This is a genomic window from Dinoroseobacter sp. S76 (genome assembly GCF_049801095.1).
Lineage (GTDB): Bacteria > Pseudomonadota > Alphaproteobacteria > Rhodobacterales > Rhodobacteraceae > Dinoroseobacter.
On record NZ_JBNAGH010000002.1, the window covers coordinates 469,049 to 483,634 of the forward strand.

Sequence of the window (14,586 nt, forward strand, 5' to 3'; positions counted from 1 at the left end):
GATATACCAAGTACAGACTGACAAAGGACCCGACCCCGATGACCACCGCCCTGCCCGACCCATACACGAATGCCGAGATGTATGCGGATGTGCCCACCAAGCGTCTGATCGCCTGGGGCGTGGACTTTCTGGTCATCGCCGCGATCACTGCGGTGTTGGTGCCGATCACCCTCTTCACGGCGCTGTTCTACATTCCCTTCCTGTGGCTCATGGTCAGCTTTCTCTATCGCTGGGTCACCCTGAGCGGGGATGGCGCGACCTGGGGGATGCGCTTTGCCAGCATCGAGATCCGCGAGGGCAATGGCCAGCGGCTCGACATGATGAGCGCGTTTTTCCACACTCTGGGCTATCACGTGTCCATCGCGATCTTCCCGCTGCAGTTGGTCTCCATCGCGCTGATGCTGATGAGCGAGCGCAAGCAGGGTCTGACCGACCACATCCTGGGTACGGTGGCCCTGAACCGCAGCGCCCGGATGGGCTAGGACCGGCGGGGCTCAGAACGAGATGCTGATCCCCAGACCGTAGCCTCGATATTTCTCGCCAAAATAGTAGCGCGCCATCAGGCGCGCTCGCTCCGTGAAGATGAGCTTGGTCTCGGAGACATCCAGCTCCAGCCCCGCGCCGATCCCCGCGAGCCAGTCGATGCCGGGAAACTCATTCGGCCCGCCCTCGTAAATCCCGAGGGAGCCATCCACCACCCAGCGCACGGGTTGGTCAAAGGCGCGCCAGCCGTCGATCGGCCGACGGTAGCGGGTCCAGAAGCTCGCCACGGAGACATCCGAAGACGCGTCCACATCCGAGGAGCTGGAGATTGTCCGAAGCTCCATATGGGACAGGCGGGCGCTGAACTCGAACTCGTAATCCTCGCGCAAGAGCTCATAGACCCCGCTGATCGAGGCGCCATAGCCGCCCGCGGTCAGGCTGCCATCGATCAGGAAATCGAGATCCTTGTCGACCTGGTTGCCGATGAATTTTGCCCCGAGTTCCAGATCGCTGACCACCGTGCCGAGGGTCAGGTGGACCATGGGGCGGATCACGAAGCGCTCGCTGATATCGAACTCCCAGCCTGCCCCACCGGTCACCGCCGCCGCGTTCCAGCGCGCGAAGGTCTCGGAGCTGTCCGTGCCGTTGGACAGCACGAAGCGCGGGTCATAGCGCTGGAACCCGGCGAAGCCTTCGAGATAGAGGGGAAACTCTTCCGACACCCGGAACCCGCCGCCGGTCTGGATGCTCAGGAGGTCCGTGGCTCCGCCCGCCCCGTCCAGCGAGATCGTCGAGGCCGCGTCATTGGGCACCGCGATCAGTCCGAAGATGGCCAGCGCCTCAGCGGCCTGCTCCTCCACCGCGCGTCCCAGCACCCCGACAATCGGTAGATCCTGAGCTGGGGCCGGTCCGCCGATGGTCAGGCAGATTGCGCCAATCCCGGGACCGAATCGCAACAAAGAGCTCGAAATCTCGGGATTATTCACAGTCTTAGCTCTCCGGGCGTCGTCAATTCGTCTCAGTTCCGGCTGACGATCCGCTTATAAGACCAATGGGTCAAGCTTCTGACGCCGGGGCGCGGCCAAAAGTGTCTTGGCGGGACGGACGGAGCTTGCTACCGTTTTCTCGGACGTCACTCACATCGGTACCCATGCGCCATACGCTTCCCCTAGCGCCGCAGTTCTATGTCACAGCGCCGCAGCCATGCCCCTATATCGAGGGCCGCATGGAGCGAAAGCTGTTCACGGCTCTGCAAGGCGATTACGCCGAGACGTTGAATGACGCGCTCTCCAAGCAAGGATTCCGGCGGTCGCAGAATGTGCTCTACCGCCCGAGCTGCGCGGAATGCACCGCGTGCCTGTCCGCGCGGATCGATGTGTCGGCCTTCAAGCCCTCGCGCAGCCAGCGCAAGACCATTGCCCGCAATCGGAACCTGCAGCGCGAGGCGACCTCGCCCTGGGCGACGGAGGACCAATACGCGCTCTTTCGGAAGTATCTCGATGCGCGCCATGCCGAGGGCGGGATGGCGGATATGGATATCTTCGAATTCGCCGCGATGATCGAGGAAACCCCTGTGCGCTCGCGCGTGGTGGAGTATCGCCACACGGAGGGTGCCGAGGATCTGCGCAGCCGCGCGCAGAGGCGGTTGGCGGGGGTGTGCCTGACGGATGTGCTCGATGACGGGTTGTCCATGGTCTACTCCTTCTACGACCCTGTGCTGCATCGGAATTCCATGGGCACCTTCATGGTCATGGACCATGTGGAGATCGCGCGGGAGGCAGGTCTGCCTTACGTCTATCTGGGCTACTGGGTGCCCGGCAGCCCGAAGATGGGCTATAAGTCCGGGTTCTCTGGACTGGAGATCTACAAGAACGGGGATTGGCAGCCGATCGGGGATCCCGAAAGCCACAGCCAGGACACCCACCCGCTGAACGTGGATCCGATTGCCGAGCAGGTGGCGAAGATCAACCTGCCGGATACACTACCGACGGATCGGCGCGGCAGTTAAGCGACAACGCGAAGAGTGCGCGAAAGGCTGGGTTTCCGGAACCCGGTCTTTGGCATCGTGTCTCCGGCACGTGGCCGGGTCCGCATGCGGACCCGGAGGACACTCTCTGCATCAAGCCTGTGTATGAAAGCTGAGCGTTATGCGCGGCGCGAGACCCATCTCGGGGCGCGTCCGCGGCGACCACATGTGGTCGCCGCCTGGCCTGTTCCCTCAGAGCCTGTTCCCTCAGAGGTAGTTGGCGCGCGCCAGCCCGTATTTCGCCATCTTCTCGTTGAGCGTCCGCCGCGGCAGGCAAAGCTCATCCATGACCGCCGCCACGGAGCCCTTGTGCCGCCGCATGGTGTTGTCGATGAGCATCCGCTCGAACGCCTCGACATACTCCTTGAGCGGTTTGCCCTCGGTCGTAATCGCTGGCCCCATCTCGGCATTATCCGCCATCAATAGCGACGCGATGGATCCGGAGCCACGCCGGTTCTGCAACACTGCCCGCTCGGCCACATGAATCAACTGGCGCACATTGCCGGGCCACGGCGCTTGCAGCAACTGCGCGGCCTCCTGCGCGGCGATCTGGGGCGCGTCGCAGCCATATTCCTCACAGTAAAGATCCGCGTAATGGGAGAAGAGCGTCAGGATATCCTCGCCCCGCTGGCGCAAGGGCGGCAGGGTGATCCGCATGGCCGCCAGCCGGTAAAACAGATCCGGACGCAGCGTGTCCTCGACCGTCTTGCCATCCTCGGCCAGATTGCAGATCGCGATGATCCGCGTCTCGATCCCGGCCGCACTGTCATTGAGCTGCCCCAGAAGCCGGGTCTGCACCTCGGGCGGCAGCGCTTCGATATCTTCGAGACACAGGGTCCCGCCCCGGGCCTGCTCCACCAACGGGAGGGGCATCCCCTCCTCCACCGGACCAAAGAGCTTGCGCGCGAGATCTTCCTCAGTCGCCGCGCAGCTCTGGATCAAAAACGGCCGCCCGGCCCGCGGCCCCACCGCATGGAGCGCATGGGCCACGAGCGTCTTGCCCGTCCCCGTCTCGCCATCGATCAGCACATGGCCATCGGCCTGACCCAGATCGAGAATATCCTCGCGCAGCCGCTCCATCGCCGGGGAGGCCCCGATCAGCTTGCGCATCAGGACCGTGCCATCGCCCAGCTCACGCCGCAGGGCGCGGTTCTCCAGCGTCAGACGCCTTGCATCCGTGGCGCGCTTGGCAAGCTCGGTCATCCGATCCGGGTTGAAGGGTTTTTCCAGAAAGTCGAACGCGCCCAGACGCATGGCTTCCACCGCCATCGGGACATCCCCATGCCCTGTGATCATGATCACGGGCAGCGCGCTGTCGACGCTCATCAGCCGCTTGAGAAAGGCCATCCCGTCCATGCCGGGCATCTTGATGTCTGACACAACGATCCCGGGATACCCGGTCTCGATCCCCTTCAACGCATCCGCAGCGCTCGGGAAGGTTTCCGTGTCATAGCCCGACAGGGCCAACCACTGACTGATAGACTGGCGCATATCCTGTTCGTCATCAACGATGGCGATCTTCATGGCCTTGGGCATGGGACTCTCCTTGGTTGCGGCGCCTATTCTGCCGCTTGGCTGCCCGCCGTCCAGAGGGGCAAACGCATCTCGAACACGGCGCCGTTACCCGTGCGGTTCCGCGCCATGAGCCGCCCGCCATGATCCGAGACGATCCCCGACGAGATCGCGAGGCCGAGGCCGACCCCATCGCCGGGCTGCTTGGTGGTGTAGAATGGCTCGAAGAGCTGATCGAAATCCGTGATCCCCGGACCATTGTCGCGCACCGAGAGACGCGCGGTCTCTCCCGTGCTCAGATCGAGCTCGATCACCGGGGCGCGCTCGCCGGAGGTCGCGTCCATCGCATTGCGCAAGAGATTGACGATCACCTGCTCCAGCCGGATCCGGTCCCCCATGACGAGGATCGGCTGTTTCGGCATGGTTCTTTCAATCTTTACAAGACCTTGCTTGAGCTGCGGCTCCATGATCGCAAGCGCCGAAGACAGCGCCTCGCGCAGATCCACGGGCTGAAACGCGTCCTCTCCCTTGCGGGCAAAGGACTTCAACTGGCGGGTGATCTTGCCCATCCGGTCGATCAGGTCATCGATCCGCGCAAAGGAGCTGAGGGACTCGTCCATGCGCTTGCGCTGAAGCAGCAGACGCGCCCCCGCGAGATAGGTTTTCATCGCCGCGAGCGGCTGGTTCAACTCATGGCTCACCGCCGCCGACATCTCCCCCAGAGCGGCCAGTTTCTGGCTCTGCGCAAGGGTCTGTTCGGCCTGTTCCAGTGTCTTTTCAACCCGTTCTCGTTCGGCAATTTCCTGCTGTAGGCGGTCGTTCAACTGGCGGAGTTCTGCCGACTCCCGCTGGAAGAAAACCGAGGTCGACACCGCCCTCCGACTGAGGAGGTAAAACACCACCGCGATGAGAATCGAGAAGGTCATGATCTCGAGCGCGAGGACCGAGTTCACCCGCTCTCGGACCGAGGAATAGGTCACGAAAGAGGTCAGTCGCCAGCCGCGGAACGGGACCAGCATGTCGAGACGCAGCACCGCCTCCCCGCTCAGATAGGTCTCCGGGAAACGCCCGGTCCATTCGCCGGTCTTCTGGATCGCCCGGGCAATGGCCGAGGGCGCCGATTGCACCCCCAGCGCGTCATCCACGCTCAGCCCGCGCCAGCGCGGCTCCGTGGCGACGATGACCCGGCCCTGACTGTCGGTGACCAGAATGGCGTCGGAGCCGCCGGACCACCGCTCCTCGAGCTTGCGGAGATCCACCTCCACCACCATCACGCCGAGGACCCGCTGGTCAAACTCGATCAGCCGGGAATAGGCGAAATCGAACCGCCCGCTTTCCGTGGGTGTGATCGTGAAAACAGTCCCACTGGAGCGCAGAGCTTCCACGAAATAAGGCGCATTGCGGTGTTGGGTGCCCAGTTGCGTTCGGTCCGTGGCCGCCACCGTGCGTCCGGATTCGTTGAGCAGTTCAAGCGAGGCCGCCCCGATCTCTTCCCGCAGGCTGATCAGACGTTGCGACGTCGCCAGATGGTCATCCCGCGCCAGCGCGCTGATGATCACCGGATCGCGGGACAGCAGCAGCGGCACCACGGAGTTCCGCTGCACCTCGGACACGATCGCATTGGAATAGAGTGACAGGCGCAGCTCGGCCCGGTCCCGCGTGGTCTCGGTGAACCGGTCCGTAAGCCAGATATTCGTGATCCAGACCACAGCCACCGCGACCGCTGCGAGAAGCAGCGCCACGACCCGCGCCGCGCTGGAGGCGCGACTGAGGGAGCTGGAGGGATCGTCCGGCGTAACCGTCATGAACTAGGGATACGCGGGTTCCGGATCTGTCACAAGCGGGCTGCCTGCGCCGCAGGCGAGGCCTCGCTTGCCACGGGTGCCGCGCCCGGCGACGCCCTGCCCTGTCAGGCGGGGCTGAGCACGTCCAGAAGGCCCGAGAAGAGCCGCGCGCCATCGGTGCCGCCATGGAGCGGCTCGAAGGCTCGCTCCGGATGGGGCATCATGCCGAGTACCCGACGATTGGCCGAGAGGATCCCCGCGATATCGCGGTCCGACCCGTTCGGATTGTCGGTATAGCGGAACGCGACCCGGCCATCCCCTTCGAGCCGGTCGAGGGTCTCGGCATCGGCCCGGTAGTTGCCGTCATGATGGGCGATGGGGACGGTGATCTCCTCCCCATCCGCATAGGCGCTGGTATAGGGGGTCTGGCTGCTCTCGACCCGCAGGCCAACGGGCTTGCAGATGTATTTCAGGGAGGCGTTCCGCATCAGAACCCCGGGCAAGAGCCCGGTCTCGCAGAGCACTTGGAACCCGTTGCAGATCCCGAGCACCGGCCCGCCCTTCTCGGCAAAGCCCTTGACCGATTGCGCGATGGGCGACTGGGCCGCAATCGCGCCGCAGCGCAGGTAGTCGCCGAAAGAGAACCCGCCGGGCACGCCGACGATGTCGATCCCCTCGGGAAGCGCCGTGTCCTTGTGCCAGACCATCACCGGGTCGACGCCCGTGGTCTTGCGAAAAGCCTCGGCCAGGTCGCGATCGCAATTGGATCCGGGGAAGACAATGATGGCAGCTTTCATGGGGATCGGTCCTTCAGCTGAGGAAATCGGTGATGACGGCCACACCCGGCGGGGTGGGCCCGTTAAAGGCGCGCAGCTCTTCCGAGGTGCCCGAAAGACCAATCTCGCGCGCGATGAGCGGGGACATGTCCACGCGGCCTGTCTCGATCAGGCTGAGCAGGCTCGGATAGCGCCAGGACGGCATGCCGCGGGTGCCATAGACAGCGAGGTTGCCCTGATAGATCGCGGACATGTTCACATCCATCCGCGCCGTATGGCCCGTGGGCAGGCCGACCTGCACATGGCGGCCCAGCGGGCGCAGGCATTCCAGCGAGGCATTGACCGTGTCTTCGATGCCAAGCGCCTCGATCGAGACATGGGCCCCGCCGCCGGTCAGCTCCTTGATCTTCGCTGCCACATCGCCCTCGCGGGCATTCAGCGTCAGCTCGGCGCCATGCTCAGCCGCATGGGTGAGCTTCTCGTCGACCACATCCACGGCTATCACCCGCGCGCCGAGCGCATTGGCGAGGATCACCGCCGAGAGGCCGATGCCTCCCGTGCCATGCACCGCCACCCATTCCGAGGCCTGCAATGCAGCGCGGCCCGTGAGCGCGTGCCAGGCGGTCGTCACGCGACAGCCGAGCCCCGCCGCCACCGTGGGCGAGAGCGCCTCGGGCAGGAGCGACAGGTTGTGATCAAAGGGCACCGCGATGTATTCGGCAAAAGCGCCCGGCTCGACAAAGCCCGGCAAGCGCTGGTTCGGACAGGTATTCTGCACCCCCGCCTGACAGGAGGGGCACGCCCCGCACGCCAGGATGAAGGGTGCAACGACCCGGTCCCCGACCTTGTGGGTGGCGCGCGGTCCGGCCTCGATCACCTCGCCGCAATACTCATGACCGCCGATTTGGCCGGGCAGCACCTTGGGATGCTCTCCCACCCAGCCATGCCAGTCCGAGCGGCACACGCCGCACGCCAGAACCTTGAGAATGACCCCATCTTCGGGGCAGGTCGGATCCGCCACGTCCTCGAGCGCAAGGTCTTCGTTATAGGCCCGCAGGACGGCGGCGCGCATCAGGCCATCTCCACCCGGTAGCTTTCGATCACCGTGTTGGCGAGCAGCTTCTCGCACATCTCGGTCACCTGCGCTTCGGTGGTGCCTTCGGCCAGATCGAGCTCGATCACCTTGCCCTGTCGGACGCCTTCGACCCCGTCGAAGCCGAGGGATCCCAATGCGTGGCGCACGGCCTCGCCCTGGGGGTCAAGCACGCCGGCTTTCAGCATCACATGGACGGTGGCTTTCACGGGCTGGCTCCTTCTTGAATGACACCGCCCGGTTAGCGCATTGGTCCGTTGGGCTCAACCCTTCTGGGCGTTTGCGACGTTGGGCATTCTGTGCCGTCCGGGCAGTAAAAAGCCCGCCGGATGTCAGCGGGCCTTTGTGCGGATCCAAGCGGTGCCGCGGATCAGTTGATCAGGGTCGGCTTGGTCATGGGCGTGGCGTTCTTCGGCAGCACGCCGAGCCGCTGGGCCACTTCCGTATAGGCATCGGCCAGATTGCCCAGATCCCGCCGGAAGACATCCTTGTCGAGCTTCTGGCCCGTCTCGATATCCCACAGGCGGCAGCTGTCGGGGCTGATCTCATCGGCCACGATCAGGCGCTGGTAATCGCCCTCGAAGATCCGGCCAACTTCGATCTTGAAGTCCACCAGCTTGATCCCGACGCTGAGCATGCAGCCGGACATGAAATCATTCACCCGCAGGGCGAGGGCCACCATGTCGTCGAGATCCTGCTGCGTCGCCCATTGGAACGCGATGATATGCTCTTCGCTCACGATCGGATCGCCCAGATCATCGTCCTTGTAGTAGAACTCCACGATCGGACGCGGCAGCGGCGTGCCCTCGGCAATTCCCAAACGCTTGGAAATCGAGCCTGCGGCCACGTTGCGCACCACGACTTCGAGCGGAATGATCTCCACCGCGCGGACCAGCTGCTCGCGCATGTTCAGCCGCTTGAGAAAGTGAGTCGGCACCCCGATCCCGTTCAAACCGGTCATGAAGAACTCGCTCAGACGGTTGTTCAGGACGCCCTTGCCGTCGATCGTGGCCTTTTTCTCGGCATTGAACGCGGTCGCATCATCCTTGAAGTATTGCACAATCGTGCCCGGCTCGGGGCCTTCATAGAGAATCTTGGCTTTGCCTTCGTAAATCTTCTTGCGGCGTGCCATGAACTGTCTCCGGGATAGAAATCGGGGCCCGGTCGTCCAAGCGCTGCGACAGGGTGCGCCCGCTATAGGGCAAGCCTCTCCATGCTGCAAGACGCCGCAAACCCGCGCGGGGGTCTTGCAGGGCGAACTGCGCAACGCCATATCTTTTAGGGCTATGTTTTCAGCGCCAGAGGACCTGAGATGACTACATTTGACGACCGTGAGAACGCATTCGAGGCAAAATACGCCCATGATGCGGAGATGCAGTTCAAAGCCGATGCCCGGCGCAACAAGCTGCTCGGCCTCTGGGCGGCAGAGCTTCTGGGCAAGACCGGCGAGGACGCCGCAGCCTATGCCCGCGAGGTCATCAAGTCGGATTTCGAGGAAGCAGGGCATGAGGATGTCTTCCGCAAGGTCTCCGGCGATCTCGGGGACAAGGCGGATGAAGCCACGATCCGCGCCAAGATGGCGGAGCTGCTGGTCGAGGCGCAAAACCAGGTGATGAGCGAGGTCTGATCGCCCACCCTGTCCGGATCTGAGACGCGGCGCGCGGGGATGCGGGTCGCATCGGACAGATCCGTGCCCGTTTAACCGGATCCTAAACCCTCCCCTCCTAGCCTGCGGCTCTGGAGGCGAGGGAAAAACATGTCCAGACAACCTGTATCGGGGGTGCGGCGGTGGGTGCCGCACTCTGCACTCAAACACGGCCTGCCGTTTCTGCTGGGCGGGCTCTGTCTCTATCTCGTCTGGCTGCGCTGCGAGGCGATCTCCCTGGCCGATCTGCGCCTTGCGATTGTCGATCTGCCCGCGCAGGCCTGGGCGGTGGCATGCCTGGCCACGCTCGGGAGTTTCTGGGCCGTGGGCCGCTATGACGTGGTGCTGCACCGTCATCTGCGCACGGGTCAGGACCCGAGGCAGGCCGCCCATGCCGGGCGCGCGGCCATCGCCATCGGGCAAACGATCGGCTTTGGCCTGATCACCGGCGCGCTGGTGCGCTGGAAATGGTTCGAGCCGCGCATGTCCCTGCTGCGCGCCGGGCAATTGACGCTCACGGTCACCGTGCTCTTTCTCGCCTGCTGGGGGATCGTGACCCTCGCCGCGCTGAGCCTCGCCCCTGTTCTGCCCGGCGCGTCCGGGTTCTGGGCGTTCGCGGCAGGGCTGGGACTTGCCGCCCTGCTGGGCGTCAGCCTGTTTCAGCCCGGGTTTCGCACACTTCCCCTACGCTGGCCCTCCATCCGCGCCATGTTCCGGCTCCTCAGTCTGACAGCGGTGGACACGATCCTCGCGGCCGCAGCGCTCTGGATGCTCTTGCCCGAAGGCACGGGGCTCGGCTTTGTCGCATTGCTGCCGGTCTATCTGCTGGCCCTCGGCGCGGCCCTGATCTCGGGCACGCCGGGGGGTGTGGGCCCATTCGAGGTCACGCTTCTGACGCTGCTACCTGCTTCGGCAGAGCTCGATCTTCTGGCCGCCTGTATCGCCTTTCGGCTTGTCTACTACGCCCTTCCCGCAACCTTGGCCGGTGGCGCGTTGATCTGGCGCCACATTACACCGCTTGAAACCGAGCGCTTCCAGCTCGGCCCCTGCCCCGGACAACACGCGGCAGTGCAGAACCCCCATGCGGAGGTGCAATTGCATCATCAGGCGGGCAAATCCCTGCTCTGGTCTCCGGAGACGCAGACTGGCTGGATGGTAGCGCCCACGCCGCAAGCTCTCGTGGCGCTCTTCGATCCGCTCTGCGCCCGTGCCCGGCCCGAGGCGGCGCTCGACGCGCTGGAGGCAGAGGCCCATCGCGATGGCACGGTGCCGGTGCTCTATAAATGCGATGCCCGTCTCGCCAGCGCAGCCCGGGCCCGAGGCTACACCGTGCGCGCCCTCGCGGAGGATGCGGTGATCAATCCAAACGCATTCGACCTGGCCAGCCGCGGCTGCCGTCAGTTGCGGCGCAAACTTCGCAAGGCCGAAGCGGCCGGGCTCTCCTTTGAAGAGATCGACGCAGAGGCGCCTTATGCAGAGATGGCCGCGCTCTCGGTCGATTGGGCCGCGCGCAATGGTGGCGAGCGCGGATTCTCCATGAGCCGGTTCGAGGATGCGCCCCTCTCCGCACAGCGGATCTTCACCGCTCGGCAGGACGGCACGCTTGTCGCCTTCGTCACCTTCAACACAACGCGGAGAGGCTGGGCGCTCGACCTTGTGCGCTCCGCCCGCGAGATACCCGACGGCACCACCCATCGCCTCGTGCTGGAGGCGATTGAAACCGCAAAACGCGAAGGCTGCGATCGCTTCTCCCTCGCGGCAGTGCCGCTCCGCTTGGCACCGGACGCACCGGATGGAAGGATCGCCCGCTTTGCCAGCAGCCTTCTGCGCCGGGCCAACGCCCCGGGTCTGTGCCAGTTCAAGGCCTGTTTCGACCCCCGTTGGGAGACCCGCTATATCGCAGCGCCCAGCGTTGCGGGTCTGACCCTCGCGATGTTCGACGTCGTCCAGCAGATCCGTCCGAGTGCTGCGATCCGCTGCGCGCGCCAGGCCGCAGAGCATGCAGCATGGCGCGAAGAACATGCGCAGGATTGAACACCATTATGAGAATTATGAAATTGCCTCATAACCCGGGACATGCGAGACACCGGCACCCGAGGGGAGTCCCTCGCCCAATGCCATCCCGTTTTGCCCGAAAGGCCCCGCGCCCATGACCACCGATCCGCTATCCCGATTGATTGCCGAGCGCGGAGTGCTTCTGACCGACGGCGCGACGGGCACGACGCTGTTCAATATGGGCCTGTCTTCCGGGGATGCGCCCGAGCTGTGGAACACGGATGCGCCGGAGAAGATCACGGCGCTCTATCAGGGGGCTGTTGAAGCAGGCAGCGACCTCTTTCTCACCAACAGCTTTGGCGGCAACGCCGCGCGTCTGAAACTGCACGACGCCCAGGACCGGGTGACGGAACTGAACAAGCGCGCCGCAGAAATCGGTCGCGAGGTCGCCGATGCAGCGGATCGCGACGTGCTGGTCGCAGGCTCCATGGGTCCCACGGGCGAGATCATGGCCCCAATGGGTCCGCTCACCCATGAGCTCGCAGTCGAGATGTTCCACGAGCAGGCCGAGGGCTTGAAGGCGGGCGGCGCCGATATCCTCTGGGTCGAAACGATCTCGGCGCCTGAAGAATACAAGGCCGCCTCCGAAGCCGCCCTGCTGGCTGGCATGCCCTGGTGCGGCACCATGAGCTTCGACACGGCGGGTCGCACGATGATGGGCACGACCTCGGCGGCGATGGCCCAGATGGTCGAGACCCTGGATCACCCGCCCGTGGCCTACGGCGCCAATTGCGGCGTGGGGGCGTCGGACCTCCTGCGGACAGTGCTGGGCTTCAGCGCGGCGGGCTCTGAGCGCCCCCTGATCGCCAAGGGCAATGCGGGCATCCCGAAATATGTCGACGGCCATATCCACTATGACGGCACGCCTGAGCTGATGGCGGAGTATGCCAAGCTCGCCCGCGCCTCCGGCGCCACGGTGATCGGCGGCTGTTGCGGTACGACATTTGAGCATCTGCGCCATATGCGCGCCGCCCTGGATGAGAGCCTCGCCGACCAGCCGCGCCCCTCGCTCGAGGTGATTGCCGAGACACTGGGCGGGTTCTCTTCCGCTGTGGATGGCACCGAGGAGGGCGCGCCGAAACGTCCGGAACGGAACCGCCGGCGCCGCCGCGCCTAGGCTCACTGCCCCCCGCGCGTCGTTGCGCGTCCGCGCGATGTCGCAATTCAAACAGCCTGCCCGGCCGGATCGGGACAGGATTTCTCATCACTTTCTGGCCACCGAGGATCCCATGGCAGACCAAGACGACGACATCATCCTCTCCGAGCTCAATGACGAAGACCTCGTGCTCCAGATGTTTGACGACCTCTATGATGGCCTCAAGGAGGAAATCGAAGAGGGCGTGAACATCCTGCTCGAGCGGGGTTGGGCGCCTTACCGCGTGCTGACCGAAGCGCTCGTGGCGGGCATGACCATCGTCGGGAACGACTTCCGCGACGGGATCCTGTTTGTGCCCGAGGTGCTTCTGGCGGCCAATGCCATGAAGGGCGGGATGGCGATCCTCAAGCCGCTTCTGGCCGAGACCGGCGCGCCGCGCATGGGCAAGATGGTGATCGGCACCGTGAAAGGCGATATCCACGATATCGGCAAGAACCTCGTGTCGATGATGATGGAAGGCGCGGGTTTCGAAGTGGTCGATCTCGGGATCAACAACCCGGTCGAAAACTATCTCGAAGCCGCCGAGCGCGAAGAGGCCGATATCGTCGGCATGTCCGCCCTGCTCACCACAACCATGCCCTACATGAAGGTGGTGATCGACGCGATGGTCGAGAAAGGTATCCGTGACGACTACATCGTTCTGGTCGGCGGCGCGCCCCTGAACGAGGAGTTCGGCAAAGCCATCGGCGCGGACGCCTATTGCCGGGATGCAGCCGTGGCCGTGGAGACCGCCAAGGAGTTCATTTCCCGCAAGCATAACCAGCTTGCGGCGAGCTGAGCCCTTCTTTCCGGGCACCGGGATCGCCATATTCAAAGGGACATAGCGGACAGGAGGTCCCCATGCCCCTTGAGAAACTCGTGCTGCTTCTGGTGGTCGTGATCGCGGCCGCCGGGATCACCATCTTCGTGGCGAGCCTCGGCCTGGCCACGCTCGACGCCCCCGGGCTCGGTCTGGCAACGCTGATCCCCGTGGGTCTGATCGCCTTCGTGCTCTGGCGGGTGATCGCCCAGCGGCTGCGCAATACGGAGGATGACAAATATGATCGCCTCGAAAAGTGACATCCTCGTTGTGACCACCGATGGCGTCCCGGGGCGCGAGATCGAGGCCGCGCTCGGCCTCGTGCGCGGCTCCACAGTGCGGGCCAAGCATATCGGCTCGGATATCGTGGCGAGCCTGCGCAACCTCGTAGGCGGGGAGGTCAAGGAATATGCCAGCCTGCTCGCCGGCGCGCGCGAACAAGCCTATGACCGCATGATCGAACAGGCCTATGAGCTTGGCGCCGATGCCATCGTCGCCACTCGGATGGAGACCTCCACGATCCAGCAGGCTGCCTCCGAAGTGGTGTTCTACGGCACCGCCGTGCGCCTGCGATGATCCCCGACGACGCCACTCTGACCGAAGAGGGGATCGCCCCCGTCGGCCCGGGGCAGGTCCTGCTGATCGCCTGCGGCGCGCTCGCCCATGAGATCCTCGCGCTCAAACGGGCCAATGGCTGGGATCACATGACGCTCAGCTGCCTGCCCGCCAAGCTGCACCTCCACCCGGAGGGGATCCCCGATGCAGTCGAGGCCGCGGTGACAGCAGCAAAAGACAGATACGCCCGGATCTTCGTGGTCTATGCCGATTGCGGCACGGGTGGGCTGTTGCAGGCGCGCTGCGCCGCCCTCGGCGTGGAGATGGTCGAAGGCCCCCATTGCTACAGCTTTTTCGAGGGCAATGACCGTTTCGCCGAGCTCGCGGATGAGGAATTCACCGCCTTCTTCCTCACGGACTTCCTCGTGCGGCAGTTCGATGCATTTGTCTGGCGCCCTATGGGGCTCGACCGCCACCCCGAGCTGCGCGACATGTATTTCGGCAATTACACCAAGCTCGTCTATCAGGCCCAGACGGAGGATCCCGCCCTTACGGAAAAGGCACGGGCTTGCGCCCAGCGGCTCAGCCTGCCCTTCGAGCGACGCTTCACCGGGTACGGTGATCTCGCCCCAGCCCTCGCACGGGCCTGAGCGCGCCCCATCTTAAGTCCGGAAATATCCCCGCCGGAGGCCCAAAATCCCG

General features: G+C 64.5%; 16 protein-coding genes. 9 read left to right on the top strand and 7 right to left on the bottom strand.

Going from position 1 to position 14,586, the window contains the following annotated elements:
- Positions 1-38 precede the first annotated feature (38 nt).
- Complete coding sequence (locus ACP153_RS08070) at positions 39-482, top strand: RDD family protein (protein WP_424970463.1); 444 nt, start codon at positions 39-41, stop codon at positions 480-482.
- Between the two features lie 12 nt (positions 483-494).
- Here the strand turns inward: ACP153_RS08070 and ACP153_RS08075 are convergent, their stop codons facing one another.
- Entirely contained in the window at positions 495-1,439 is a 945-nt protein-coding gene (locus ACP153_RS08075) for an autotransporter outer membrane beta-barrel domain-containing protein (protein ID WP_424970464.1), read from the bottom strand.
- A 194-nt stretch (positions 1,440-1,633) separates the two neighbouring features.
- On the opposite strand from ACP153_RS08075, the gene ACP153_RS08080 reads away from it, so the two are divergent.
- Positions 1,634-2,491, top strand: coding sequence for an arginyltransferase (locus ACP153_RS08080; RefSeq protein WP_424970465.1), 858 nt, complete (start codon positions 1,634-1,636; stop codon positions 2,489-2,491).
- Positions 2,492-2,716: 225 nt separating this feature from the next.
- Here the strand turns inward: ACP153_RS08080 and ACP153_RS08085 are convergent, their stop codons facing one another.
- The 6 genes from ACP153_RS08085 to purC all read right to left on the bottom strand — a co-directional run bounded on the left by ACP153_RS08085 (position 2,717) and on the right by purC (position 8,806).
- On the bottom strand, positions 2,717-4,045 hold the full coding sequence (locus ACP153_RS08085; protein WP_424970466.1) for a sigma-54-dependent transcriptional regulator: 1,329 nt from the start codon (positions 4,043-4,045) through the stop codon (positions 2,717-2,719).
- A gap of 23 nt (positions 4,046-4,068) precedes the next feature.
- Positions 4,069-5,826, bottom strand: a complete 1,758-nt coding sequence (locus ACP153_RS08090) for a sensor histidine kinase (protein ID WP_424970467.1) — start codon at positions 5,824-5,826, stop codon at positions 4,069-4,071.
- 104 nt (positions 5,827-5,930) lie between these two features.
- A complete protein-coding gene (gene purQ, locus ACP153_RS08095; RefSeq protein WP_424970468.1) occupies positions 5,931-6,602 on the bottom strand; it encodes a phosphoribosylformylglycinamidine synthase subunit PurQ in 672 nt (223 codons plus the stop codon).
- Positions 6,603-6,615: 13 nt separating this feature from the next.
- A complete protein-coding gene (locus ACP153_RS08100; protein WP_424970469.1) occupies positions 6,616-7,653 on the bottom strand; it encodes a zinc-dependent alcohol dehydrogenase family protein in 1,038 nt (345 codons plus the stop codon).
- Positions 7,653-7,883 carry a phosphoribosylformylglycinamidine synthase subunit PurS gene (gene purS, locus ACP153_RS08105; protein ID WP_424970470.1) on the bottom strand — a complete coding sequence of 77 codons (231 nt, stop codon included), beginning with the start codon at positions 7,881-7,883 and terminating at the stop codon, positions 7,653-7,655. Before purS ends, ACP153_RS08100 begins: the two co-directional genes overlap by 1 nt.
- A gap of 161 nt (positions 7,884-8,044) precedes the next feature.
- Complete coding sequence (purC, locus tag ACP153_RS08110) at positions 8,045-8,806, bottom strand: phosphoribosylaminoimidazolesuccinocarboxamide synthase (RefSeq protein WP_424970471.1); 762 nt, start codon at positions 8,804-8,806, stop codon at positions 8,045-8,047.
- Between the two features lie 180 nt (positions 8,807-8,986).
- Between purC and ACP153_RS08115 the strand changes: the two genes are divergently transcribed.
- The 7 genes from ACP153_RS08115 to ACP153_RS08145 all read left to right on the top strand — a co-directional run bounded on the left by ACP153_RS08115 (position 8,987) and on the right by ACP153_RS08145 (position 14,534).
- A complete protein-coding gene (locus tag ACP153_RS08115; RefSeq protein WP_424970472.1) occupies positions 8,987-9,301 on the top strand; it encodes a DUF1476 domain-containing protein in 315 nt (104 codons plus the stop codon).
- 165 nt (positions 9,302-9,466) lie between these two features.
- Complete coding sequence (locus ACP153_RS08120; RefSeq protein ID WP_424970473.1) at positions 9,467-11,353, top strand: phosphatidylglycerol lysyltransferase domain-containing protein; 1,887 nt, start codon at positions 9,467-9,469, stop codon at positions 11,351-11,353.
- 115 nt (positions 11,354-11,468) lie between these two features.
- A complete protein-coding gene (gene bmt / locus ACP153_RS08125) occupies positions 11,469-12,491 on the top strand; it encodes a betaine--homocysteine S-methyltransferase (RefSeq protein WP_424970474.1) in 1,023 nt (340 codons plus the stop codon).
- A gap of 112 nt (positions 12,492-12,603) precedes the next feature.
- On the top strand, positions 12,604-13,308 hold the full coding sequence (locus ACP153_RS08130; RefSeq protein ID WP_424970475.1) for a corrinoid protein: 705 nt from the start codon (positions 12,604-12,606) through the stop codon (positions 13,306-13,308).
- Between the two features lie 62 nt (positions 13,309-13,370).
- On the top strand, positions 13,371-13,589 hold the full coding sequence (locus ACP153_RS08135; protein ID WP_424970476.1) for a hypothetical protein: 219 nt from the start codon (positions 13,371-13,373) through the stop codon (positions 13,587-13,589).
- Positions 13,570-13,905 (top strand): YbjQ family protein, encoded by a 336-nt coding sequence (locus ACP153_RS08140; protein ID WP_424970477.1) that lies wholly within the window; start codon positions 13,570-13,572, stop codon positions 13,903-13,905. Before ACP153_RS08135 ends, ACP153_RS08140 begins: the two co-directional genes overlap by 20 nt.
- Entirely contained in the window at positions 13,902-14,534 is a 633-nt protein-coding gene (locus ACP153_RS08145) for a DUF1638 domain-containing protein (RefSeq protein ID WP_424970478.1), read from the top strand. Before ACP153_RS08140 ends, ACP153_RS08145 begins: the two co-directional genes overlap by 4 nt.
- Positions 14,535-14,586: the final 52 nt, after the last annotated feature.

Excerpts from the sequence above, each read along its gene's own strand:
- bmt (WP_424970474.1), top strand. The coding sequence starts at position 11,469 with ATGACCACCGATCCGCTATCCCGATTGATTGCCGAGCGCGGAGTGCTT.
- ACP153_RS08145 (WP_424970478.1), top strand. The coding sequence starts at position 13,902 with ATGATCCCCGACGACGCCACTCTGACCGAAGAGGGGATCGCCCCCGTC.
- ACP153_RS08070 (WP_424970463.1), top strand. The coding sequence starts at position 39 with ATGACCACCGCCCTGCCCGACCCATACACGAATGCCGAGATGTATGCG.
- ACP153_RS08090 (WP_424970467.1), bottom strand. The coding sequence starts at position 5,826 with ATGACGGTTACGCCGGACGATCCCTCCAGCTCCCTCAGTCGCGCCTCC.
- ACP153_RS08135 (WP_424970476.1), top strand. The coding sequence starts at position 13,371 with ATGCCCCTTGAGAAACTCGTGCTGCTTCTGGTGGTCGTGATCGCGGCC.
- ACP153_RS08115 (WP_424970472.1), top strand. The coding sequence starts at position 8,987 with ATGACTACATTTGACGACCGTGAGAACGCATTCGAGGCAAAATACGCC.
- ACP153_RS08085 (WP_424970466.1), bottom strand. The coding sequence starts at position 4,045 with ATGCCCAAGGCCATGAAGATCGCCATCGTTGATGACGAACAGGATATG.
- ACP153_RS08080 (WP_424970465.1), top strand. The coding sequence starts at position 1,634 with ATGCGCCATACGCTTCCCCTAGCGCCGCAGTTCTATGTCACAGCGCCG.
- ACP153_RS08140 (WP_424970477.1), top strand. The coding sequence starts at position 13,570 with ATGATCGCCTCGAAAAGTGACATCCTCGTTGTGACCACCGATGGCGTC.
- purC (WP_424970471.1), bottom strand. The coding sequence starts at position 8,806 with ATGGCACGCCGCAAGAAGATTTACGAAGGCAAAGCCAAGATTCTCTAT.
- purQ (WP_424970468.1), bottom strand. The coding sequence starts at position 6,602 with ATGAAAGCTGCCATCATTGTCTTCCCCGGATCCAATTGCGATCGCGAC.
- ACP153_RS08130 (WP_424970475.1), top strand. The coding sequence starts at position 12,604 with ATGGCAGACCAAGACGACGACATCATCCTCTCCGAGCTCAATGACGAA.
- ACP153_RS08100 (WP_424970469.1), bottom strand. The coding sequence starts at position 7,653 with ATGCGCGCCGCCGTCCTGCGGGCCTATAACGAAGACCTTGCGCTCGAG.